The organism is Stutzerimonas kunmingensis, assembly GCF_900114065.1.
In the GTDB taxonomy this organism is placed as follows: Bacteria; Pseudomonadota; Gammaproteobacteria; order Pseudomonadales; family Pseudomonadaceae; genus Stutzerimonas; species Stutzerimonas kunmingensis.
Genome location: NZ_FORS01000002.1, coordinates 516,187 through 537,773 on the forward strand (window position 1 = coordinate 516,187; position 21,587 = coordinate 537,773).

Here is a 21,587-nt window from a genome sequence, read left to right on the forward strand (position 1 = left end):
GTGCTGGGGTGCCCTGCGCGATTACCGATCGCGCAGGGTGGGCGGTGTGGACTTGAGCCGGCGCAGGTAGGCGTCTTCCGCCTCGGCGGCCTTGCTGGCGCACTCCTGGGCCTGCCTGCCCAAGGTGTGCAACAGGCTGATCTGCATGTTCAGCGTGATGCGCTGAAGCTCGATCGCGTGCAGGTCGGCCAGGAGGTTGACCGGCGTGCTGGTACTCGCCATCAGCTCCTGCCACAGGGCCACGCCCATGGCTGACCTGTCGTGCTTGCGCCAGCGCAAAAACACCGTGCCTGCGCCGGTGGTCTGCTGGGCTAACTCGATGGGCAGCAGGTGGAAGGGATGCCCGAGGGCCTGTGGCAGCACCTGTCGCTGCGCCAAGCCAATCAACTCGTCGCGCATGGCGAAGCACTGACTGGCCCAGGCCTCCAAGTCCCCTTTACCCTTAAAAGGCCTTAAAAGGCCTTTTTGAGAGCCTGCGTGTTCAAGCCGCATGAAGGCGGTCTGTTGCAGCGGCCGGAAATAGCGGGTGTCGCGGTTCGGGTCGCTCATGCCTGCGCGTCCTCGCCCGCGGTGGTCTCGGGTGCCTGGGTGGTGGCGGCCTCGTCGCTGGGCGATGCGGTTGCGGCAGGGCCGTCACCGCGCTGCTGCAGGCCACGGCGCACGATGGGCGGCGCGAACTTCGAGCGGCGCGTGCCCTCCAGCACGTCCTGCGGCAACTCGCCGTACTTCTCCAGCGCCGCCCGCGCTGCCGCATTCTTGGAAGCGAAGTCGTCGCGGGTGCAGCCCGAGTAGCGGTACTGGTGGGCCAGGCTGAAAAGACTGCGCAGCGCATGCGCGCCTTCGTTGAGCCAGCGTTCGAGCGTCGAGCGATCGATCAACGCCGTGTGGTGCGCGAGGATCAGCTTGCGGGCGATGTCGTCGTAGTCGGCCAGCAAGTACACCGCGGCAAAACCCAACTGCGCATTGACGAACAGCGGCAGCTTGACGGGCTGCACGTTGAGGTTCTCGCCCAGGGTGAGTGCCGGCGGCACGCTTGCCAGGGCCTGGTCCACCTGCTCGCGCAGCGATTGCAGCGTGGCCTTCGTCTGGTCGAGCTTGTCCTCGATGCGCAGCATCCAGAAGTCGCTGTACGGGTCGTCCTGCTCCGAGCCGCGCCGCATCTTGTTCATCTGCGCGATGTAGCCGTTCAGGCCGACGATGCCCGGTCGCCCCTCGGCGGCGGCGCGGCCGTGCCAGATGCGAGAGGCGTGGTGCGTGTGCAGCGTCAGCGACATCGCGCTGCGCAAGGAGCCGAGATTCAGTTGCAGGGGTTCGTTGGTGGTTGCCATGGTGTCCGCTCGTTGTTGGAAAAGAGCGGACAGCTTCGGCAGGTGGCGGAAGGCAGTCAGTCAACAAACCGAAACCCGCCAGTCCCCGGTTCACGGCGCGGCGGGTGCATGTGGTGCGAGCTATCCCCAGGGGATAGTTCCATGGAGCGCCAAGGAACGCTGCACGCCCGGATCAAGCGCGGACAAGGCCGATCCCGCCGCAGGCGATCGGGGCTTGGCGTGCAGCGGTTCGACGTGTAGCCGTCAGTAGAACTATCCCCTGGGGATAGCTCTACTGGAAGCCACTGGCATCCACTTCACCGCCTTGCAGGCCCGCTCACTTGCTGGCGAGCAGGTTGCGCAGCCGCTCGATGTGCTGCCTGGCGACTTCTGACGGCACCGGCTTGCCCTGCGGCTGGGATGGCGGTGGTGCTGGTGGTGGCCGCTCATTCGGCGGCACGGGTGCTGACGGCGCATCTTTCTTGGCCCAGGCGTTGAATTCGCCATGGATGGCCCGTTGGATGATGCCGAACAGATACCCAGCCGGATTGCGGATGCCATGGTTGCTGCATCGTGCGGCCCATTCGTCCAGCACCGCCTGCCTCAGCGCAGCATCGACCTGCTGCAATGCCACCCGCGCACCTGTCTGCTGCTCTGCCTTCAGTTCCGCGAAGTGTTTTGGCCATTGCAGGTCGCCCAGCGCGCGCGCCTGCGCCTGTGTCTGCGCGGTAGTACGTACTTCATTAATACGACTACTACGTACTGTACGGGCCTGCTTCGGATTCCGAAGAGAGGCGTCTGGCGCGGGTTTCGACCCTGCTTCGGATTCCGAAGTGGGGGCATCGGGATTCCGAAGAAGGCTCGTCGCCCCTTCTTCGGATTCGTGCGTGGCGTCCTCCTGTGGATAACCTTCGTGCGCCCCGACGCCCTGGCTGGCGAGGCGTTCGGCCAGGACTTGCAGCCTCGACGGCAGGGTGCGCCCAGCCAGCATCGGGTCTTCGCCGATTTCCTTGAGGGTGTGCAGGCCCACGATCTGCACGGCTTTGGCCGAATGGCCGAGCGCCTGGCTGACGAGCTGCAGGTAATCCGGGTCGAGCTGCATCGCTTCAAAGGGGGTCAGCGGCTCGTCGTGCAGGACATAGAGATTGCCGAGGATGCGGCCGGTCTTGGCATCGCGCCGTCGCCGCACCAGGCTCAGCCATCGGGTCAGCCGCAGCAGCGTCAGGGCTCGCGCCACGGTTTCGTGCGAGGCCTGCCCGGCGCAGGGCATCGACGCCAGCCAAGGCCGAACCTGTTCATACGTCGGGAACGCCGTCACGCCATCGTCATTGAGCATCAGCCGGAAGACCTGCCAGGCGTTGCGCTCCAGTGGCGTCAGGCGACGGTCGAGGAACAGCCGTCGCGGTACGGTCTCGTGTCGGTTGCCGCTGAACAGGAAGGCATCGCCAGACGCCGGGCCCGTGGGCATCGCGACAGGCGTGGGTGTGGGCGGGGGCGCGTCGGCGTTGGGCTTGGGCACAAGGTCTTTCAGCGCAGCGTCGAACAGGTCTGCGAGTGCGATGGGGCCACGACGTGGTGCGGTGTCGTCCACGGCCATGGTCAACCCAATCCTTGATCGACCCAGCTCTTGATCGAGGCCCAGACCACCGACAGAGGCAGCGACATGCCTTCGGCCAAGTCCATGGCGGCATCGAGGATGGAGGTCTCGTCTTCGAGATCGACGTTCCTGCTGCTGGTCACGGCCTTCCATTGCCGCCACAGCTCCGTGTCCTGCTTCTCGTCCAGCACGGGATGGCGACCCTTGCGCTTGGGCAGGCCGAGGATTTCGCGGCGAAGCGCCACTTCCTGGTGGGTCAGGCCGTAGAAGCGGCTGACCATTTCGGTGCTCGCGCCGAGGCGCAGCATGCGATCGACCGTGGCGATCTCCTTCTCCACATCCTGCGCCTGCCTGAGCAGACGACGGAGCACTTCGCGGTTGACCGTCACCGAGCACCACGAGACGTTGGCGTTGGCCAGCACGCTGATCAGCGCGGGATGCTTGAGGGCGTCCAGCTCTTCCTCGCCAAACCCCATCAGCTTGCAGCGGCGCAGTTGCCCATTGCGCAGGTCATAGAGGGCCTGGGCGATGACGGCCTGGTTGAGTGGGTGTGGTGCGGACATGCTGGCCTCCCTCGGTCACTTTCCAGGGTCCGCAGCGCCGGCGTTCAGGTCGAGCAGACGGCGGGCCAGCCGCAGCAGCCGGAACAGCTTGACCAGTGCGGTGTCGCTCAGTCGCCGGGTTGCGTCGCCTTTTCCGTGCAGCAGCGCCGACAGGTCGATGACGAATTGCCTGTTATCCAAGCCGACGTCGGCGGGCTGCTGACCGGCCAGGCATGCCAGCAGCGCCAGGACGGCACGGCCCAGCGGCCCCGGGTCTTGGGCGTGGGTACGGCAGGCGAAACCGATGCCGTCTGGACGGTCATCGATGCACTCGTCCAGGCGGGCCTCGCCCGCGATCTCGCGGGCGAACTGCGCGACGTGGATGCGCAGGCGCTCGGGCGTGTCCAGGCTCGCGTCGATGTACCAGACATCAGAGATCGGATAGAGCCCGCCGGCCTGCACGGGGATGGACTGCAAGACGTTCGCCGAGAAGTCGGGCGGCAGCGCATCGCCCAACTGGTCGGCGACCATGCGCTGGATGGACTGGAGCCGTTCGGTCGTTGGCGCCGGTGAGACGATGTGCTTCTGAAGCAGGTGGTCGTTCGCTGTCGGACTGGCCGTGCCCGCCTCGTTGGCATCTGCGTCGCTCTCGCGCGTTGAGGTGGGAGACGCAGGGCCTGCAGGCTGCGCTGCCGATGCTGGCCCTGTGGTGGGCGGAGAGGCGTTGGCAGGTGGGCGCCCGATAACCCCAGGCTCCGGCAAGGCGGGCGGTGTCGAGGATGGCGTCGGATCGCTGACCAGGGCGCGCTGGCGGCTCTCGGATTCGGTCATGTCCAGCGCGAGCACGTCGTAATCGACGCCCAGCAGCTCGGCCATCTGACCGATCAGCTCGTCCTGTACGCGCTGCGCGGAGAACTCGTCGGCCTGTACATCAAACTGCGACAAGACTTCTTGAAAGAACTCGTCGAAGTCCTGGACCAGCGTGCGGCCCTTGGCGTAGCGTTCCCACGCGAACATGCAGGCCTTGCGCATGACCGACAGGCGTTCGACCTGGTGGCGGCCGAGGCCGCCATAGAGCACGGCGGGGATCGCCGGCAGGAGGTAGCGCACCGCGTCGTTCATGCGGCTGATGTGCGACTGCTGGACCGGGAAGCCATCGGCGGCCAGGCGGCGGGCCAGTTCGGACTGGCTCAGGGCGGCGCCGCTTTCCTGCTCGTAGAACTCGCGCGCCTTCTCGACGCCGAGGGCGCGCTCGATGAAGGTGAGGCCGCCGCGCAGTTCGTTCTCGGCTAGGTGGCCGGTCAGCATGACGACTTCGCCGCGGCTGGGCCACGGCCGGAACAGGCACGATATGCGGAAAAACTGCTCGTCCTTGGTCTCCGACCACAGTTCGCGCAGGATCGCCAGCCGCGTGTTGCCGCCGTTGCGGATGATGTAGTGGCCCTCGCCAGGCCGTCGGGTGATGGCCGGTGCCGCATCCAGACCACGCTCGCGGATGGATGCCTTGATTTCCTCATAGGCCGGATTGCGCTTCTTGCGCGGGTCATGGTCGTAGGGGCGTAACTGGTCCAGGGTCACGACCATGGGTGTGTCGGCGATCGGGTCGCTCAAGGCCGACGCGGCCGGGCCGCTGCGCTCGAACCCGGCCGCGAGCAGCTTGCCTGCCATTTGCTGGGAGGTGATCTCAGCCATGGCTGCCTCCCTGCGCTTGGGATCGGGCCTCGCGCTCGGCGCGGCGGATCTGCGCACGGGCGTTGAGGGCAGCCCGGTGGTCGCTGGCCGTCGAACTGGTGTAGATCGCGGCACAGCCTGCCTTGGTGAATTTGAGGTGGCCGCCCGGCGTGCGCTTGACGTGCCAGCCTTCACCGACAGCGAACTCGATCAGGGCGCGCAGCCGTTTGTGCCCTCGGGCCAGTTCATGTGCGTTCGCCATGGGGCCTCCCGGTATCAAGAGGGACTGGCGAACGGCCGGACACCGCGGCAAATCGGTGTTGCCACTGCGGGAACAGCTCGCCGGCGAGGCCGCGCATGGTGTCGAGCGCGGCGGGGGCGACTCTGCCCGGTGGTTGGCGGTATTCGACCCGATGCACTGGTAGGCCGCGCGTCGCGGCGCGCGGATAGGCTTCGATGGCCGGCACGTCGGTGGTCAGCACGCGGATGCCGGCGTGGTCCTGGAACAGGTCGCGCAAGGCCTGTTGGATCAGCCGGGCGTTCGCCGACAAGGGGTGGACGCGGTTGATGAGCAGGTGCAGCGGTGGCGGCTCGATGCCGAGGTGCCGGTACGGTGCGATGTCCTCCAGCAACTGCATGGTGCCGCGCCGCAGCTCGCGGGCGGCGAGGATTTCCGGGGTCACGGGTGACAGCGCGAGATCGGAAGCGAGCACCGCCATCTCCAGCAGCACCGAGCGCGCGCCCTGGGTGTCGATCAGCACCAGGTCATAGAAGGGGGCCAGGACCGGCAGCAGGTGCCGTAGCCGCAGGCGTCCATCCGGCGCGTGCAGCAGCAAGGTGTTCAACTCGCCCCGGTGGTCGTTGGACAGCACCAGGTCCAGGCCCGAAATGATTGTGCGGGACACGAGCTGGCCGAGGTCACGCTCGTTGAAGGCCAGCAGTTCATAGATGCCGCCAGGCGCGCGGTGTCCTAGTTCGTAGTAGGACGACAAGGTGGGCTGCACGTCGAGATCGAGCAGCAGCACGCGCAGCCCCGCGTCGGCGACGAGCCCGCCCAGGTTCGCGGCCGTGGTGGTCTTGCCGACGCCACCTTTCGTTGAAATGATGGATACAACCTGCATGGCGTTCTCCGTGTGAGGATGGAAGGTCCGCGGGAGAACGGGTCAGGCCCGGTTGTTGACGCGCTCGGCGATCCACTGATCGATTTCGATGGAATCCCAGCCGACGGCGCGCACACCCAGGCGCAGCGCCTGCGGGAACTGGCGCTTCTTCATCAGGTTGTAGATGTGGGCGCGCTTGAAGCCGGACTTGGCTTCGACTTCATCAAGGCGCAGGATACGGCGCTCGTTCGGCGGCAGTACAGGTGTTTGCGACATGGCGGTCACTCCTGAACGCTCAGTGGCGTTTGTTGGCGTGACCTCTATTCAATAGACACGGCTGCGGAAAGACATTGCAAATGCAATCTCCGCGACTGCACATACAAGCTGGCAATCCTCAGAGCGTGGCGCTATGCAGCCGGCGTCTGGCCGTGGCGAACTTTCCGTTCAACGTCCGCTCGGCGATCCCCATGACGCCGTGGTGATGGGCGACCAGTGCGCTGACCACGGCCTCCTGCGTCTTGAAGCTGGAGTACGGCATGCCCGAGGGCGACTGGCCGAGCATCAGCTCCAGCATGCCCCCGATGATGTTCAGGTAGGTGGCCTCGGCCCGATCGCTGATCGGGCACTGCGCGCAGGCGGGAATCACCGTGGACTGCTTGAGCAGCGCGTCGTGCTTGTCCTGCAGCTCGCGAAGTTGGCGCTTGGACTGTTCCAAGGCGGATTTCAGGGCGAGCTGCTCAACCAGCATGGCTTGCCCAGTCTCTAGCGAGATGAAGGGATGGGTGATGCGCTCGCTGCGGGAGAAGAGAAAGCCTGGTCGCTGTTCGGGGTATTGCTGGCGCATCCAGCGCTTTAGATCGACATGGCGGACGGTGAGATCGAGAGAGTCGATCAGTTCGGTGTCGTGCGTCGTGATGCCGTCCTGCCCGAAGGGCAGCTCCCCATTGAGGATGCCGTCATAGATGCGTTCGGTGTACAGCCGCAGTTCGCCCCAGCGTGGGCAGTCCAGCGAAAGTGGCAGGTTCCGGGGCGACGAAATCGAGGCCAGAATCACCTGCTCGTACCGCAGCAGCCCGGCCCAGCGGATGGACGCTTCGATCGGGCGATAGAACACCTTTGATGTGGGTGCATCATTCTTGTTCTCTTGCATGCTCCGTCTCCTTCCAGGAGAAGAACTACATGGCCGACTCCTTTGCCGCCGACCTCATGGCCGGTGTGTTGTCTGTGCAGGAAGCGAGCCCCGAGGGCGGCTTCGTCATTGGGCTTGAGTACCTCTTACCAGTCGGCGCTACTGGTAGCCGTCGTGTGCTCGATGTGTAAAAATTCATCGACTAGAAGGTCGAGCATCAGGACGCAGGCTCGACAGTGACGCTCACGCTATCAGGGTCGTAAGAAGTTGCGGCCCCTGCAAAACCGTCTGGGTATGGCCTGATATGCCAACGGTCTCAAGGGGTGCGAAGGGGATGGCAATCGTCATCCAACGTCAAGCCGGACGCAGCGAATGCGCTCCCGTCATGCTCATCCCGGCATCCTGATATATCCATAAAGAATCGCGCGCCGACGCACCATGGCTAGGGTGTGCGTTCTTCCGGCGTGGCTTGCGCAGATGGCGCCGCGATGCGCGGTGCGCGCCTTTCCACGTTGGCATCCGAACTGCCCCGACATCGGAAGCCTGCTGCCTAGTCGGCATCGCGGTAAAGATGCAGAAGCAGAGAACGGGATATGGGGTGCTAGTTCGAGTCCACGCGGATGGCGATGTGCGGGGTGCGGGTCTGGTGCGTGGAGTGTGCGTCTTTGGACGTCGATGGATTTCTTTGGACGAACTTGTTGCCGGGGACGAAAAACAAGGCTACAATTAAGGTCTTCGCTGGCCACCTCGGCGAAGAAAGTGTTCGGGAAACAACGACTTACGCGCCTAGTAAATGTCTCGTTTCCCGCTCCAGTTTGTAGATCGCGCCGCAGTAATCATGCGGCGCCTTCGTTTTGAGGCCGGTTGGCAGAGTGGTTATGCAGCGGATTGCAAATCCGTGTACGCCGGTTCGATTCCGACATCGGCCTCCATATTGAAAAGCCCCAAGCAACTAGTTGTTTGGGGCTTTTTCTTTTACGCGGCTAAAAGCCAGGCATCTTGATACGCCAATTAGTTTGGCAACGAGCGACTCCGTAAAGGCTATCTATACTTCGAGAGCGCCTTTCGCGCGAGGAGAACAGCCATGCGACGCCTCACAGCTTTTACCCTTGCCGTCCTGTTCAGCACGCCGCTGCTGGCGATGCACTGTCCCATGGACATGGCCAAGATTGATGAGCAGCTCGAAACCAATCCGCCCAAGGAGGCCGCTACGCTGCAGCAAGTTCGTGAGTTGCGTGCTGAGGGCGAGCAGCTGCATCAGGCTGGCAAACATGCCGATTCGGTAAGGGTGCTGGGCAAAGCGCTGTATCTGTTGGGGCTGAAGCCCTGATCAGCGCGCCCGGCGCAAGCCGACCAGCAGCCAGAACAGCAGTCCCAGTATCGGGAAGACGGCAATACCGATTGCCCAAAGCGCCTTTGCGCCTACGGTTCGCTCACTTTTGAAGACGCTGATGATCGCAAGCAGATTCGCGGCTATCAGCGCTACCGCGGCCGCTATGGCCAGGTACGTCATCGAATCGGACACTTCTCGCTCCTCCTGACAGTTCAACTATGAGGCCGTGAACTGCACAGGACGGTTCCGTTCGACAGTCGTGCCGCATTGCAGCATTGCGACGAGATCACTCAGCCCAGCAGCTGCTCAAGCTCATCGCTGCTTGGCACCTTGCCCTCCACGACAATATCCTCATCAACTGCGAGCGCAGGGGTGCGCATGACGCCCGCGTCGATGATGGCGTTTACGTCGGTGACTTTCTCGACCTCGAACTCCAGCCCGAGTCGCCGCGCGGCAGCTTCGGCGTTGGCGGAAAGCTGTTGGCACTTGGCGCAGCCAGACCCATAAACAGTCAGTTTCATTGTCGTCCTCACATCAGCTGGCCATAGAGATAGCCGCTGAGCGTGGCCATGACCACTACCAGCGAGCAGTACACGATCGTTTTCTGCGTGCCGAGCACGGTACGAATCACCAGCATGTTCGGTAGCGACAACGCAGGCCCCGCCAGAAGGATTGCCAGTGCCGGGCCCTTGCCCATTCCTGCGCCCAACAGACCTTCCACGATGGGTACTTCGGTCAGAGTAGAAAAATACATGAAGGCGCCGAGGACCGAGGCGAGGAGGGTGGACGTAAAGCTGTTGTCGCCCACAGCCCAGACGACCCACTCGCTGGGAATCAGCCCTTCGTGGCCGGGGCGGCCGAGCAGCATGCCGGCGATCAGCACCCCGCCAAGCAGTAACGGCATGATCTGTTTGGTGAAGTCCCAGCTCTGACCGACCCATTCCTGGCTTGCTGCGTTCTGGCGACTGGCCTGTAGCATCAACCCCGCGATGCCTATGACCATGGCAAGCTCCGGCCACTGAGGCGCAAGCAGAGCGCTCGCAGCGACCAGCGCGCCAATCATGAGCAACGGTCGTACCGACCAGTTCCAGCGACGCACCAGCAATGACGCCAGCAAGATGGCGAGGGTTGCGGTGATTGGCCACTTCCAGGCATGCACGGCCATCCAGGCCGAGTTCTCCGCGCTGGCCCAGTTGGCGAATACCAGAATGCCGATCATCAAGCTGAACAAGGCGACGATGTCGCCGAGCGGGTGCCCGTCGTCGTCACCGGCGAAACCGCGGGCACTTTTGGCCGCACGTGCAGCCTCCTCGCGGCGGTAGAGCAGGTGCATGATGGCGCCGATTACCAAGGCGAACACGATGGCGCCAACGGCTCGAGCGATCCCGAGCTCGGCGCCAAGCACCTTGGCGGTGACCACGACGGCCATGACGTTGATCGCCGGCCCCGAATAGAGAAAGGCGATTGCTGCACCCAGGCCGGCACCGCGCCTGTAGATGCCGCCAAACAGCGGCAGTACGGTGCAGGAGCACACCGCCAGCAGCGTGCCGGCGATGGATGCCACACCGAACGCCACGGGCTTCGGCGAAGCCGGGCCCAGGTGCTTCATCACGGCACCCTGGCTGATGTAGACGGCCATTGCGCCCGCAATGACGAAGGCTGGCAGCAGGCAGAGAATCACATGTTCACGGGCGTACCACTGCGTCAGGCGCAGGCCTTCCAGTACCGCGTTTTCGAAACGGGGCTGGCCCATCGGCAGGAAGAAGATCAGCAGGAATGCCGCGCACATTCCGAGCAGCACTTTGGCTTCGGTGGGATGGCCCCGCCAGAAGTTAGCCAAGTGCGCTCTCAGCGAAAGTGGTGTGTCACTGGTCGAGGCAGGCTGCTCTTGTGCGGGGCTGTCCATGTCTGTGGTCCTCTCAGGCGTCTGCATCGATGGTAGTCAGCCTGCGCGCCGCCCTGCTGATCAGGGTCAAGCGAAGGTGAGTGGTTCCAGCTCAATCAGCCGGCAACGCCCGGTTGTACCAGTCACAGCTGCGGTTGATGCTGCGCACCAGCCAGAGCATGACCGGCACCTCGATCAATACGCCAACTACGGTCGCAAGGGCCGCGCCTGAATTGAAACCATAGAGCACGATTGCAACGGCAACCGCTAGTTCGAAGAAGTTCGAAGCACCGATCATCGCTGAAGGGCCGGCAACATCATGGCGAACCAGGAAACGACGGTTGAGCCAGTAGCCCAGTCCGGCGATGAATAGTGTTTGCAGCAGGATCGGTACCGCGAGCATGGCGATGATCAACGGCTGGGCCACGATCGCTTCGCCCTGGAAGGAGAACAGCAGGACGAGGGTCGCCAGCAACGCCACGATGGAAAATGGCTGCACCTTCGCCAGTGCCGCCTGAAAGGCCCGCTCACCGCGCTTCATCAGCCTGCCGCGAATGAACTGGGCGATGGCCAGCGGAATGACGATGTACATCACTACCGATAGCAACAGGGTATCCCAGGGCACTGGAATCGACGACACGCCGAGCAGCAGGGCGACGATTGGCGCAAAGGCAAACACCATTACCACGTCGTTCAGCGCCACCTGGGTCAGGGTGAAATTGGCGTTGCCGTTGCAGAGATTGCTCCAGACGAAAACCATCGCCGTGCAGGGTGCGGCGCCCAGGAGGATCAGGCCAGCCATGTAGCTATCGAGCTCGGAAGCCGGGAGCCACGGCGCGAAGACATGCTCTATGAATACCCAGCCGAGCAGGGCCATGGTGAATGGCTTGACCGCCCAGTTGACGAACAGCGTGATGCCCATGCTCGCCCGTTGTGCATAAACCTCCCGCAGCGCCGAGAAATCGATCTTCATCAGCATCGGGATGATCATCACCCAGATCAGCAGGCCGACCGGAATGTTCACATGGGCGATTTCCAGCGCGCCGACCGCTTGTGCGGCAGCGGGCAGTCCCAGACCGAGGAGGGTGCCGGCAACGATGCAGAGAAAGACCCAGAGCGTCAGATAACGCTCGAAGAATCCGAGCGGGACGCCGGCCGCTTTCTTCCCGGCCACTTCACATTGACTGGACATCGCTAATTACACCTTTTCGCATGATGATCGGGATTGCATCGGTGGTTGCTAGGGGCGCTGCAGGTCCTTTGCGGCAAGTGCCTGAACGAGCTCATCGACGGTACTTCGCGCCGTGCGGGTGACGCCGATCAGCGTGGCAGATGCCATGCCGGTCCAGTCGCCGTAGCCCACCAGCCAGAGATTGGGTTGCTTCACGACACGGGTGCCTTCTACCTGTACTTTGCCATCGGCCTCGATGATGCCGAGTTCACGAAGATGATCCAGTGCCGGGCGGAAACCTGTGCACCAGATCACCGCGTCCAGATCCTCACGACGCCCATCCGCCCACTCGACTCCCGTTTCGGTGAAGCGCGCGAAGGGGCGCTCGGCCACCAGAACGCCACGCTCGCGGGCTTCGCGCACCGGCGGCACCATGACGATGTCACCGAAGCCGCCGGCCGGCTCGTCGATGCTGCGTCCCTTCTGCTGCGCCTTCCAGCGCGCGGTGGCGCGCTCGAACAGCACGCGGCCGTCGACATCGTCGGGCAGAAACGCAGGTGGCTCCTGAGTGACCCAGCGTGTCTCGCTGGCTCTGGATAGCTCGGCGAGGACCTGCGCGCCGGAGTTTCCACCGCCTACCACCATCATCCGTTTACCTGCGAAGGGACCAGGGTCACGGTAGTGAGCCGAGTGAATCTGCGCACCCTGAAAAAGCTCGCGCCCTTCATAAGGCGGAATGAAAGGCTTGCTCCAGGTGCCCGTCGCACTGATGACTGCGCGAGCCAGCCAATGCTGATCGCCTGCTTGCACACGCCAGAGATCGTCGAGGCGGCTGATCGTATCGACTCGAACCGATCGCTGAATGGGAAACCGGTAGCGATCTTCGTAACGTCGCAAATAATCGATAACATCGCTGCGCGTGGGATTGCCCGGCTCGACCGGAGCAGGCATCGGCCAGCCGGCAATCGAGCTCCAGGCGGCGGGTGAGAACAGTCTCAGCGACTCCCAGGCGTGCAGCCATGCGCCGCCGGGACTGGGCTGTTCATCCAACAGCAGATAGGACAGCGACGTGCGGCGCACAAAGTACGCAGTCGTCAGGGCGGACTGTCCTGCGCCAATGATGATGACATCGAGAACATTGGGTGCTGTCATCAAGCGGCTCCCGTAAAGGCGGATATTCGTTCGAATAAATATATGCGATGCGGAATATACGCCTCTTGTTCCGGCGCAACAAACTCGCCTTTGACGGCGCGCACTAAATAGCTGGGCTACTCGAGAGAGAGAGCTTTACTTGCTTATGCGCTAAGCAATATATTCGCCCAAGCATATCTTATGGGGAACGGCTTCATGGCCTACAAATCGCGTGTCCTGTTCGTCTGCGTCGCCAACTCGGCACGCTCCCAGCTCGCCGAGGCGTTGCTGCGGCATACCGATTCGGAGCACTTCGAGGCGTTCAGTGCAGGCACTGCTCCCACCCAGGTCGATCTACGAGCGTTGGCAGCGCTCGAGCAGCTTGGCGTTGCGACAGTGGGATTGCACAGCAAATCGCTGGAGGAAGTGGAAGGGCAACCGTTCGATTTCGTGATCACGCTGTGTGATAAGTCATCGTTGGAATGCCTTGCACTGCCTGGTGCGGGCGAGTACATCGCCTGGAACTTCGAAGACCCTGCCACCAGCGACCAGCCGGATGCTTACCGGCACACGCTTCACGAGATACATGAGCGGATCAAGATGTTCGTGTTGGTCAAGAACAAGCGCTGAGAAGATATCAATGGTCGAGCACCTGACACCTACCACCGTATTCAAATGCCTGGCAGACGAGACTCGCGTGCGGATCGCGTTGCTCGTCGCCCGTGAAGGCGAATTGTGTGTCTGCGAGCTGACCTGTGCTCTGGATGAAAGCCAGCCAAAGATCTCGCGGCATCTGGCGCTGCTGCGCGGATGCGGAATTCTGGAAGACCGCCGTCAGGGCCAATGGGTTTACTACCGACTCCACCCGCACCTGCCTGACTGGGTGACCGACATGCTGCAGCCGATCCTGGCCGCCAACAAGAATTGGCTGGGCGATAACGTGCAGCGCCTCGAAAGTATGCGCAACCGCCCAGAACGCGCCAGCTCATGCGCCTGAATCAAGAACGACCATGAACATTCTCTTTCTCTGCACCGCCAACAGCTGCCGCAGCATTCTGGCCGAGGCGCTGTATAACCATCTCGCGCCGGCCGGCATGCGCGCGTTCAGCGCCGGCAGCGTACCCCGAGGCGATATCAATCCGCTGACGCTTGAGGCGCTGGCGCGGGCCGGCATTGCGGCTGATGGCTTGTATAGCAAGAGCAGCGATGCGCATCAGGCGCTGAATCCCGACTTCGTCATTACCGTCTGCGACAAGGCCGCTGGCGAAGTGTGCCCGGTGCATTTCGGGCCGGCCATCAAGGCGCACTGGGGGCTTGCCGATCCTTCCGAGAGCGTCGGTAGTCCCGAGGAAATAAAAGCGGCGTTCGATGCCACGCTGGTCAGGCTCAAGCTACGTTTCACCGCGTTTCTCGCGCTACCGCTCGCTCAGCTGGATGCCGCTACGCTGAGAACCGAGCTGGCGCGCATCGGCACACTTTGAACCTAGCAGGACATGCCTAATGAACGACGATCTGCCCAATATCGACCCAGATCTGCTGGATATGCCTGACCTGGACAAGCTTGCTCTGCCGGCAGGTCCAGAACACAGGCCACGCATCCTGCTGCTCTATGGCTCTAACCGGGAGCGCTCCTACAGTCGTCTGCTGGTACAGGAAGCTGCGCGCCTGCTCGAGCGTTTCGGTGCCGAGACGCGCATATTCAATCCGTCCGGATTGCCCCTGCCGGACGATGCACCGGACAGCCATCCGAAGGTGCAGGAGCTGCGCGAGCTGATGCAGTGGTCGGAAGGTCAGGTGTGGTGTTCGCCGGAGCGTCACGGCTCGATGAGCGCGGTGCTCAAGGCGCAGATCGACTGGGTGCCGCTGGCCATGGGCGCGGTGCGGCCGACACAGGGCAAGACGTTGGCGATCATGCAGGTCAGTGGCGGCTCTCAGTCGTTCAACGCGCTGAACCAGATGCGCGTGCTGGGCCGCTGGATGCGCATGATCACCATCCCGAACCAGTCCTCGGTGGCCAAGGCCTTTCTCGAATTCGACGACGCCGGCCGGATGAAGCCCTCGGCCTACTACGACCGTGTGGTGGATGTGATGGAGGAGCTGATCAAGTTCACCCTGCTGGTACGCGGCCGGGCCGACTACCTGGTCGATCGCTATTCGGAACGCAAGGAGTCGGCCGAAGCGCTGTCCCGTCGCGTCAATCAACGCTCCATCTGACTTTCAGGAATCGCCCGCGTGTCCCATCCCTACGACATCCTCGATGTACCCGGCAGCGCCGGTCAGCTGATCTTCACACCGTGCCCCGGCAGCAAGGGCACTAGCGTCGACGAGGCGCTGGCTACCCTGCAAGCGGCCGGCGCTGACGCGCTGATCACCCTGATGCCTGCTGAAGAGCTGGCGCGCAACGAAGCTACGCAGCTGGCGCAGCTCTGTGCCGAGCGCGGCCTCGAGTGGTTTCACCTGCCGGTGGCTGACGAACAGGTGCCGCTGGCGGACTTCGACGAGGCTTGGGAACAGTCGACGGATCGGATCAATGAGCTGCTGGATGCGGGCAAGCGCATCGCCATTCACTGCAAGGGCGGCTCCGGTCGTACGGGCCTGATCGCAGCGCGCATTCTGATAGACCGCGACGTGCCGCGCGCAAGCGCCATCGCCAGCGTCCAGGCGTTGCGCCCCAAAGCTATCCAGCATCCGGCGCATGTCGGCTGGATCGAACGCTTCGGCGCATGACGGGCTTCGCATGCTGAATACGCTCGGCCTGTTCGTCATTACCGCGATAGCGGAGATCGTCGGCTGCTATCTGCCATACCTCTGGCTGAAACAGGGCAAGAGTATCTGGTTGCTGCTGCCGGCTGCGCTTTCCCTCGCGCTGTTCGCCTGGCTGCTGTCGCTGCATCCCACCGCCGCCGGGCGCGTGTATGCGGCGTATGGCGGCGTGTATGTCGGCGTGGCACTGGTCTGGCTGTGGCTGGTCGATGGCGTGCGCCCGACCTGGTGGGACCTGCTTGGCTGCGCCGTGGCGATGCTAGGCATGGCGATCATCATGTTTGCGCCACGAACTTCCTGATTCACCTTTCAAAAGCGAGTCATCCATGAGCATCAAAGTTGGCATCAACGGCTTCGGCCGCATCGGACGTCTGGCACTGCGCGCGGCATGGGATTGGCCAGAGCTGGACTTCGTGCAGATCAACGATCCCGCTGGCGACGCGGCGACCCATGCGCATCTGCTCAACTTCGACTCCATTCACGGTCGCTGGAAACACGAAGCGGGATCCGATGGCGACTGCCTGGTGATCGACGGTCAGCGGGTAAAGGTCAGCGCCAACAAGGCGATCAACGACACCGACTGGTCGGGCTGCGATCTGGTCATCGAGGCCAGCGGCAAGATGAAGACCGTGGCGATGCTGCAGCAGTATCTGGAGCAGGGCGTCAAACGCGTGGTGGTCAGCGCGCCGGTGAAGGAGCCGGGAGCACTGAACATCGTCATGGGCGTCAACGATGGGCTGTTCGATCCGGCGCAGCATCGCATCGTCACCGCAGCGTCCTGCACCACCAACTGCCTGGCGCCGGTGGTTAAGGTGATCCATGAGCTGCTCGGCATCCGCCACGGTTCGATCACCACCATCCATGACCTGACCAATACCCAGAGCATTCTTGATCAGCCGCACAAGGACCTGCGCCGCGCCCGCGCCTCGGGCATGAGCCTGATTCCCACGACCACGGGATCGGCCACGGCGATTGCCGAAATCTTCCCGGAGCTGCGCGGCAAGCTGAACGGCCATGCCGTGCGGGTGCCGCTGGCCAATGCCTCGCTGACCGATTGCGTGTTCGAAGTGGAGCGCGCTACCGATGCCGCTGAGGTGAACCAGCTGCTCAAGGCCGCAGCAGAGGGCGAGCTGAAGGGCATCCTCGGGTATGAGGAGCGGCCGCTGGTTTCCATCGATTACCGCACCGACCCGCGCTCGTCGATCATCGATGCGCTGTCGACCATGGTGGTCAACGGCACTCAGGTGAAGATCTACGCCTGGTACGACAACGAATGGGGCTACGCCAACCGCACCGTGGAACTGGCGCGCATGGTGGGGCTGGCAGGGTGAGATGCCGCTGAGAGGCGTTCACTGAGAGCGGTGCGGGCTATGGAAGAAGGGCAGGTAGGGTGGGCTGGAGCCCACCCTACGGCAAATCCGTGACTCGAATCCCCGACTCTTTTCTCGGCATGCCACGCCATCGCCAATCTAGCTGCGCAGTACACCTGCTCAATCAATCCGGAACCGACCATGCAAGCCTTTGCCAGACTGTCCCCTGAGGTGCGCCAGTACCTGATCGTCACCGGTAACTACTGGGCGTTCACGCTCACCGACGGCGCGCTGCGCATGCTGGTGGTGCTGCATTTCCATTCGTTGGGCTACACGCCACTGCAGATCGCGGCGCTGTTCCTGTTCTACGAGGTGTTCGGTGTCGTCACCAATCTGGTTGGCGGCTATCTCGGCGCTCGACTCGGCCTGAACCGGACGATGAACCTTGGCCTGGCGATGCAGGTGGTGGCGCTGCTGATGCTCACTGTGCCAGCGGCGTGGCTGACGGTGCCTTGGGTGATGGGTGCGCAGGCGTTGTCCGGTATCGCCAAGGACCTGAACAAGATGTCGGCCAAGAGCTCGATCAAGCTCCTGGTGCCCGACAGCCAGCAGGGCACGCTGTACAAGTGGGTGGCCATCCTCACCGGCTCGAAGAATGCGCTCAAGGGCGTGGGATTTTTCCTCGGTGGCGCACTGCTGACGCTGCTGGGATTCGGCGGCGCGGTCCTGGCGATGGCTGCGGTGCTAGTCGTGATCTGGATCAGCAGCCTGGTCCTGTTGAAAAAGGATCTTGGCAAGGCGAAGGCCAAACCAAAGTTCAAGGACATCCTCTCCAAAAGCCCGGCAATCAACGTACTGTCGGCCGCGCGGCTGTTTCTCTTCGGGGCTCGCGATGTCTGGTTCGTCATCGCGCTACCGGTGTACCTGAGCACCGTCTTCGGCTGGAATTTCTGGATGGTCGGTGGCTTTCTGGCCTGCTGGATCATCGGCTATGGCATCGTCCAGTCGATGGCGCCGGCCATTACCGGCAAGCGCAGCGGCAACGTGCCGGATGGACGTGCGGCCTTCATCTGGGCCGCGCTGCTGGCGGCGCTACCGGCGGCAATCGCTGTGGGCCTGACAGCTGATGCTTCGCCGCAATGGGTGCTGATCGGCGGGCTGCTGCTATTCGGTGCGCTGTTCGCAGTGAATTCCTCGCTGCACAGCTATCTGATCGTCAGCTACGCCAAGGAAGACGGCGTTTCGCTGGACGTGGGCTTCTATTACATGTCCAACGCCATGGGTCGGTTGATCGGTACCCTGCTCTCCGGTTGGGTGTTCCAGGCCTATGGGTTGCAGGCTTGCCTGTGGGTATCGTCACTCTTCGTGCTGCTCGCCGCGATTATCTCGCTGCGCCTGCCTCGTCACACGCAATAGCTGAGTAGGGAAGGTCGGGCGCGAACGCCCGACCCGTATCGCTTAGTAGCTGTACTGCAGCTGCGCCCAAAGCTTCTCGGTGTCCACCGAATAATCGTCCGCGTCGTAGCCGGCGTACTTGACCGTTGCGACCAGCCCTTTGACCAGCGGGACGGCGCGGCTGTAACCGATGTTGATCTCTTCCCCGTACTGCTCGCTGCCACGCTCGGCGCGGAAGTCGTGGTACCAGGCCTGCAGCGTGCCGCCGAAGAGCGGCAAAGTGCCGCCGAGATAGACGTCCTGCACGCCGTCCGCCGGCGTCAGCAGGAAGGTATCGGCCCAGCCCTGAAAGGCGTGCTTGGTGGCCAACGGCGTCTGGAAGGCGCGATTGCCCGGCCCCGAGTCGCCGTCCAGTACTTCCACGCCCGCTTTCAGAGTCGCGCCCTTGAGGGCATAGCCTAGCTCGGCCAGGTAGTACTCGCTGCTCAGCTCCTGAGGATTGCCGGCGTAGTCCTGGCGGCGTGCATATTCAAGCGCATAGCTGATGCCGTGGAGGGCACCGTTCAGACGCAGACCTGTGGTCTTGCTGGACAGGGTGCCGAGCGCAGCGGCGGGTGCAGTGGCGATGTTGTCCAGTCCCAGCAGATAGCTGTAGGCGATGGCCGCCAGCGCCGGTGAGTGAGCGTAGCGGGCGTTGAACAGATGGCTGTGGCCTTCGATATTGGCCGGGTTGGCGCGATTGTCGAAACGGTTGTCGCCCGGGCCGAAGATCGTGTTGATGTTGTTGATGTAGGCGTAAGTCAGGGTCAGCTTGTCGAGCGGTTGCAGCTGGCCCAGCACGCCGTCGTAGGTTTGTTCGTGCTGCCGCCAACCGACGCCACCGACGAAGCGCTGGTTGTCCAGATTGATGCGCTGACGGCCGGCAATGGCGCTGCCGAACGCGTGGTCGTAGCGCAACAGCGCCTGGTTGATCTCGCTGCCGTCGGGGTCGGCTACCACGGAGTAATCGGTCTGGCCGTTGCGTGTGCTGTTGTAGGCGGCATCCCCCAGGCGGCTTACGTTGTCTGCCTCGACCAGAGCCGACAGGCCGTACCACTTGCCGGTCTGAAAGCCGACGCGGGTGCGCAGCGTCTGGGCGTTGGCGTGCTCAAGTGCGTCGTCCTGATCTACGTGCTCGTAGCGATACCGCACATCCAGAATCGGTTTCGCGTCGGTGAACAAGCTGCTGAAGGTTTCCTGAGCGAAAACCGCCGGACTGCAATAACAGCCCAGCGCTCAGCAGGTAGGGGGTCAGATGATGGGGATGCAGGTTCTTCATGTGCCGCTCCTTGGTTGACATCGGAGCGAAAGATAGGCTGCTTACTATTTTGCCATTGACAGCCGTCAAGGCCATAGAAAAGCTCTGGAACAGGCCTTGCGACCCGTTCGCGAGGCCTGACAGGAGTCGAGCTCAGCTGCTGTGTACAGCGGTTCTCAGCATGCCGATCTCATGTGCGGCGCGCTGAATCAGTGCGGCAGCGTTCGGCCCGGCCTTGTCATGACCGTTACGACGCCCGCGGCGCCAATGCACCATGGGCTGGAGTGCACTGATATCCGATCGGGTAACCAGTTCTTCGAGTGATCGCTTGCTCATGTTCGCGTCCTCACGTCGTGAGTTCGGTGGAGCGTCCTTGCGCCATGGGGAGTCCATGAGCAGACGATGCGCGATGATTGTTACAACGGTTTGGCAGCACGGCGCAATCGGATGGCCGGTGCAGGGAGGAGAAGACGGCTAACGCGCCAGCATCAGACTTCGGTGATCGCGCTGACGCTGGTGATGCCAGCGTTCCAGATCATCTCGTAGTGTGCGGTCTGAACGATGGACAGTACGCGCCGCGGCGTCATGAGTGCCCAGCAATGCCGGCCTGGGCTACGTACCGAGTGATACCGCAACCCGGGGAATCCCTCTTGCCTGGCGAGGCGACCGAACTGGCGGGACTGGAAGTAATCATCTGCGTCGTAGATCGGATCCGACATCGACACGCTCGTGGCATCCAGCAGCCCGGCCTCGTTGAATTGACATGACAACCCGCGGAAAACGAACCGCTCGAAGTTCAAGCCTACGACATTCGACCAGTAGTGCTCCTGGTGATACCGCACCTCGGCCAGTGCCGTTTCCATGCTGTCAGCCAGATACAACACGCCGTAGCTGCCATCGCTGAAACGAGAACCGGCTGGATTCACGTGGGTGAACGGCGCCGTAGCGTAGGAGCAGCCCGGAATGCCGAACGGTATTTCTGACCGAGGAATCAGCTCGAGGCGGCCAGTTTCGTTGTGCAATCTCGGGTTTGTCAGCGCCTGCAACTGATAGAGGATTTCAAATTCCTCAGCGTCGGCTACGTCATCGAACAGATCGATGGGAGGATACTTGGAGTTCACCAGCCGGTACGACTGGCACCGGGCATCGGCCAGTATCGGCAGTCGCTGCGGCACTACCACTGCGCGCCTCGCAGGCTGTCGATACGGCGGAACGACTCGTACAGGGAAATCATGTCCCCCTGAGCCATTACCTCCAGCGGCGATCGCCCGTTGAAGAATTCGTTGTGATTGGGCATTGCCGGAAAGCCGTAAGTGTTTTCCGGGTTATCGAAGATCAGCCGCAGTGCTGCGTGGATGTTGAGAATGAAACTGACGCGCTGCATCTGGTCGGGGTCCAGACTGACCGACCAATCTGCATTGCGCAGTTTGGCCCGTGCGTGAGTACTGCGGGAGATACGCAATATCCGACAGGCCTGTTCGGTAGACGCCTGCCATTTATCGAGAATGTTCACCGCAGTACGAAGGCCGGCGGCGCACTGGTCTTTGGTAAACGCGGGTGCCTGAAGAGTCGCAGTCATGGCAATTGCTCGATTAATTCCATGGACTCAGGATAGCATCTTATGTGTCTGTAGACGCAATTACGCACACGCTATCTTTCTGGACATTGATAACGGCAACAGTAAGTGCCGGCAAGTTCGATATGAACTTAGCCAACAACCAGGCTGGTCATTGCGTTCGGTGGGTAAGGAGTTTGCCAGGCGTTACAGTAGTGACGGGAGTGCTCGGGTCAATTGCAAAAGATCAGCAATGCGCAAATGACAGGGCGAAAGCTGGAAGGCTGAAAGCCGCGTAAAGACTGGTGCCCGGAGCGGGGGTCGAACCCGCATACCCTTTCGGATGAGAGATTTTAAGTCTCTTGCGTATACCAATTTCGCCATCCGGGCGGAGGCTGCGT

General features: G+C 62.6%; 27 protein-coding genes, 2 tRNA genes and 1 pseudogene. 11 read left to right on the forward strand and 19 right to left on the reverse strand.

Annotated elements, in window-relative coordinates; all coding sequences use genetic code 11:
• Window positions 1-21: 21 nt before the first annotated feature.
• The 9 genes from BM275_RS06875 to BM275_RS06915 form a co-directional block, all read right to left on the reverse strand.
• Complete coding sequence (locus tag BM275_RS06875) at window positions 22-549, reverse strand: DUF3158 family protein (protein ID WP_090520170.1); 528 nt, start codon at window positions 547-549, stop codon at window positions 22-24.
• Window positions 546-1,328: a PFL_4669 family integrating conjugative element protein gene (locus BM275_RS06880; RefSeq protein ID WP_090520172.1), complete on the reverse strand. Its 783-nt coding sequence runs from the start codon at window positions 1,326-1,328 to the stop codon at window positions 546-548. The genes BM275_RS06875 and BM275_RS06880 overlap by 4 nt, the downstream gene beginning before the upstream one ends.
• A gap of 316 nt (window positions 1,329-1,644) precedes the next feature.
• A complete protein-coding gene (locus tag BM275_RS06885; protein ID WP_090520174.1) occupies window positions 1,645-2,904 on the reverse strand; it encodes an STY4528 family pathogenicity island replication protein in 1,260 nt (419 codons plus the stop codon).
• 2 nt (window positions 2,905-2,906) lie between these two features.
• Window positions 2,907-3,467 (reverse strand): DUF2857 domain-containing protein, encoded by a 561-nt coding sequence (locus tag BM275_RS06890; RefSeq protein WP_003821054.1) that lies wholly within the window; start codon window positions 3,465-3,467, stop codon window positions 2,907-2,909.
• A 15-nt stretch (window positions 3,468-3,482) separates the two neighbouring features.
• Entirely contained in the window at window positions 3,483-5,138 is a 1,656-nt protein-coding gene (locus tag BM275_RS06895) for a ParB family protein (protein WP_090520176.1), read from the reverse strand.
• The gene (locus BM275_RS06900) at window positions 5,131-5,379 is read right to left on the reverse strand and encodes a hypothetical protein (protein ID WP_023907650.1); all 249 of its coding nucleotides are present in this window, start codon (window positions 5,377-5,379) and stop codon (window positions 5,131-5,133) included. The genes BM275_RS06895 and BM275_RS06900 overlap by 8 nt, the downstream gene beginning before the upstream one ends.
• Window positions 5,363-6,238 carry a ParA family protein gene (locus tag BM275_RS06905; protein WP_090520178.1) on the reverse strand — a complete coding sequence of 292 codons (876 nt, stop codon included), beginning with the start codon at window positions 6,236-6,238 and terminating at the stop codon, window positions 5,363-5,365. Before BM275_RS06905 ends, BM275_RS06900 begins: the two co-directional genes overlap by 17 nt.
• Window positions 6,239-6,280: 42 nt before the next feature.
• A complete protein-coding gene (locus BM275_RS06910) occupies window positions 6,281-6,493 on the reverse strand; it encodes an AlpA family transcriptional regulator (protein WP_011804751.1) in 213 nt (70 codons plus the stop codon).
• Window positions 6,494-6,611: 118 nt separating this feature from the next.
• The gene (locus BM275_RS06915) at window positions 6,612-7,367 is read right to left on the reverse strand and encodes a hypothetical protein (protein WP_090520180.1); all 756 of its coding nucleotides are present in this window, start codon (window positions 7,365-7,367) and stop codon (window positions 6,612-6,614) included.
• 29 nt (window positions 7,368-7,396) lie between these two features.
• Here BM275_RS06915 and BM275_RS22240 point away from each other — a divergent pair, with 29 nt between their 5' ends.
• From BM275_RS22240 to BM275_RS06925, 3 genes are all read left to right on the forward strand, one after another.
• On the forward strand, window positions 7,397-7,537 hold the full coding sequence (locus BM275_RS22240) for a hypothetical protein (RefSeq protein ID WP_167362151.1): 141 nt from the start codon (window positions 7,397-7,399) through the stop codon (window positions 7,535-7,537).
• A gap of 667 nt (window positions 7,538-8,204) precedes the next feature.
• A tRNA-Cys gene (locus BM275_RS06920) sits at window positions 8,205-8,278 on the forward strand.
• A gap of 152 nt (window positions 8,279-8,430) precedes the next feature.
• Entirely contained in the window at window positions 8,431-8,676 is a 246-nt protein-coding gene (locus BM275_RS06925; protein ID WP_090520181.1) for a hypothetical protein, read from the forward strand.
• Here the strand turns inward: BM275_RS06925 and BM275_RS06930 are convergent, their stop codons facing one another.
• From BM275_RS06930 to BM275_RS06950, 5 genes are all read right to left on the reverse strand, one after another.
• Complete coding sequence (locus BM275_RS06930) at window positions 8,677-8,859, reverse strand: PLDc N-terminal domain-containing protein (protein ID WP_014820258.1); 183 nt, start codon at window positions 8,857-8,859, stop codon at window positions 8,677-8,679. It lies immediately after the preceding gene.
• Between the two features lie 110 nt (window positions 8,860-8,969).
• Complete coding sequence (locus BM275_RS06935; RefSeq protein WP_090520184.1) at window positions 8,970-9,200, reverse strand: thioredoxin family protein; 231 nt, start codon at window positions 9,198-9,200, stop codon at window positions 8,970-8,972.
• Window positions 9,201-9,208: 8 nt separating this feature from the next.
• Window positions 9,209-10,519, reverse strand: a complete 1,311-nt coding sequence (locus tag BM275_RS06940) for a permease (RefSeq protein ID WP_244153863.1) — start codon at window positions 10,517-10,519, stop codon at window positions 9,209-9,211.
• A gap of 157 nt (window positions 10,520-10,676) precedes the next feature.
• Complete coding sequence (gene arsB, locus BM275_RS06945; protein WP_090520189.1) at window positions 10,677-11,756, reverse strand: ACR3 family arsenite efflux transporter; 1,080 nt, start codon at window positions 11,754-11,756, stop codon at window positions 10,677-10,679.
• Window positions 11,757-11,804: 48 nt separating this feature from the next.
• Window positions 11,805-12,887, reverse strand: a complete 1,083-nt coding sequence (locus BM275_RS06950) for an ArsO family NAD(P)H-dependent flavin-containing monooxygenase (protein ID WP_090520191.1) — start codon at window positions 12,885-12,887, stop codon at window positions 11,805-11,807.
• 195 nt (window positions 12,888-13,082) lie between these two features.
• Between BM275_RS06950 and BM275_RS06955 the strand changes: the two genes are divergently transcribed.
• The 8 genes from BM275_RS06955 (at window position 13,083) to arsJ (ending at window position 18,355) form a co-directional block, all read left to right on the forward strand.
• On the forward strand, window positions 13,083-13,496 hold the full coding sequence (locus tag BM275_RS06955) for an arsenate reductase ArsC (RefSeq protein WP_014820253.1): 414 nt from the start codon (window positions 13,083-13,085) through the stop codon (window positions 13,494-13,496).
• A gap of 10 nt (window positions 13,497-13,506) precedes the next feature.
• Entirely contained in the window at window positions 13,507-13,863 is a 357-nt protein-coding gene (locus tag BM275_RS06960; protein ID WP_014820252.1) for a metalloregulator ArsR/SmtB family transcription factor, read from the forward strand.
• A 13-nt stretch (window positions 13,864-13,876) separates the two neighbouring features.
• Entirely contained in the window at window positions 13,877-14,347 is a 471-nt protein-coding gene (locus tag BM275_RS06965) for an arsenate reductase ArsC (protein WP_090520193.1), read from the forward strand.
• 19 nt (window positions 14,348-14,366) lie between these two features.
• Window positions 14,367-15,080, forward strand: a complete 714-nt coding sequence (gene arsH, locus BM275_RS06970; protein ID WP_090520195.1) for an arsenical resistance protein ArsH — start codon at window positions 14,367-14,369, stop codon at window positions 15,078-15,080.
• A gap of 18 nt (window positions 15,081-15,098) precedes the next feature.
• Window positions 15,099-15,593, forward strand: a complete 495-nt coding sequence (locus tag BM275_RS06975; RefSeq protein ID WP_090520197.1) for a cyclin-dependent kinase inhibitor 3 family protein — start codon at window positions 15,099-15,101, stop codon at window positions 15,591-15,593.
• Window positions 15,594-15,603: 10 nt separating this feature from the next.
• Window positions 15,604-15,930, forward strand: coding sequence for a YnfA family protein (locus BM275_RS06980; RefSeq protein ID WP_003284967.1), 327 nt, complete (start codon window positions 15,604-15,606; stop codon window positions 15,928-15,930).
• Between the two features lie 25 nt (window positions 15,931-15,955).
• Window positions 15,956-16,960, forward strand: a complete 1,005-nt coding sequence (locus BM275_RS06985; RefSeq protein ID WP_090520199.1) for an ArsJ-associated glyceraldehyde-3-phosphate dehydrogenase — start codon at window positions 15,956-15,958, stop codon at window positions 16,958-16,960.
• Window positions 16,961-17,140: 180 nt separating this feature from the next.
• On the forward strand, window positions 17,141-18,355 hold the full coding sequence (gene arsJ / locus BM275_RS06990; RefSeq protein ID WP_090520202.1) for an organoarsenical effux MFS transporter ArsJ: 1,215 nt from the start codon (window positions 17,141-17,143) through the stop codon (window positions 18,353-18,355).
• A gap of 42 nt (window positions 18,356-18,397) precedes the next feature.
• Here the strand turns inward: arsJ and BM275_RS06995 are convergent.
• The 5 genes and pseudogenes from BM275_RS06995 to BM275_RS07015 form a co-directional block, all read right to left on the reverse strand.
• Window positions 18,398-19,652: pseudogene (locus tag BM275_RS06995) on the reverse strand (alginate export family protein).
• A 132-nt stretch (window positions 19,653-19,784) separates the two neighbouring features.
• Window positions 19,785-19,967, reverse strand: a complete 183-nt coding sequence (locus BM275_RS07000; protein WP_090520204.1) for a hypothetical protein — start codon at window positions 19,965-19,967, stop codon at window positions 19,785-19,787.
• Between the two features lie 152 nt (window positions 19,968-20,119).
• Window positions 20,120-20,806: an RES family NAD+ phosphorylase gene (locus BM275_RS07005; RefSeq protein ID WP_090520206.1), complete on the reverse strand. Its 687-nt coding sequence runs from the start codon at window positions 20,804-20,806 to the stop codon at window positions 20,120-20,122.
• The gene (locus tag BM275_RS07010; RefSeq protein ID WP_090520208.1) at window positions 20,806-21,210 is read right to left on the reverse strand and encodes a hypothetical protein; all 405 of its coding nucleotides are present in this window, start codon (window positions 21,208-21,210) and stop codon (window positions 20,806-20,808) included. Before BM275_RS07010 ends, BM275_RS07005 begins: the two co-directional genes overlap by 1 nt.
• 279 nt (window positions 21,211-21,489) lie before the next feature.
• A tRNA-Leu gene (locus BM275_RS07015) sits at window positions 21,490-21,576 on the reverse strand.
• Window positions 21,577-21,587 lie beyond the last annotated feature (11 nt).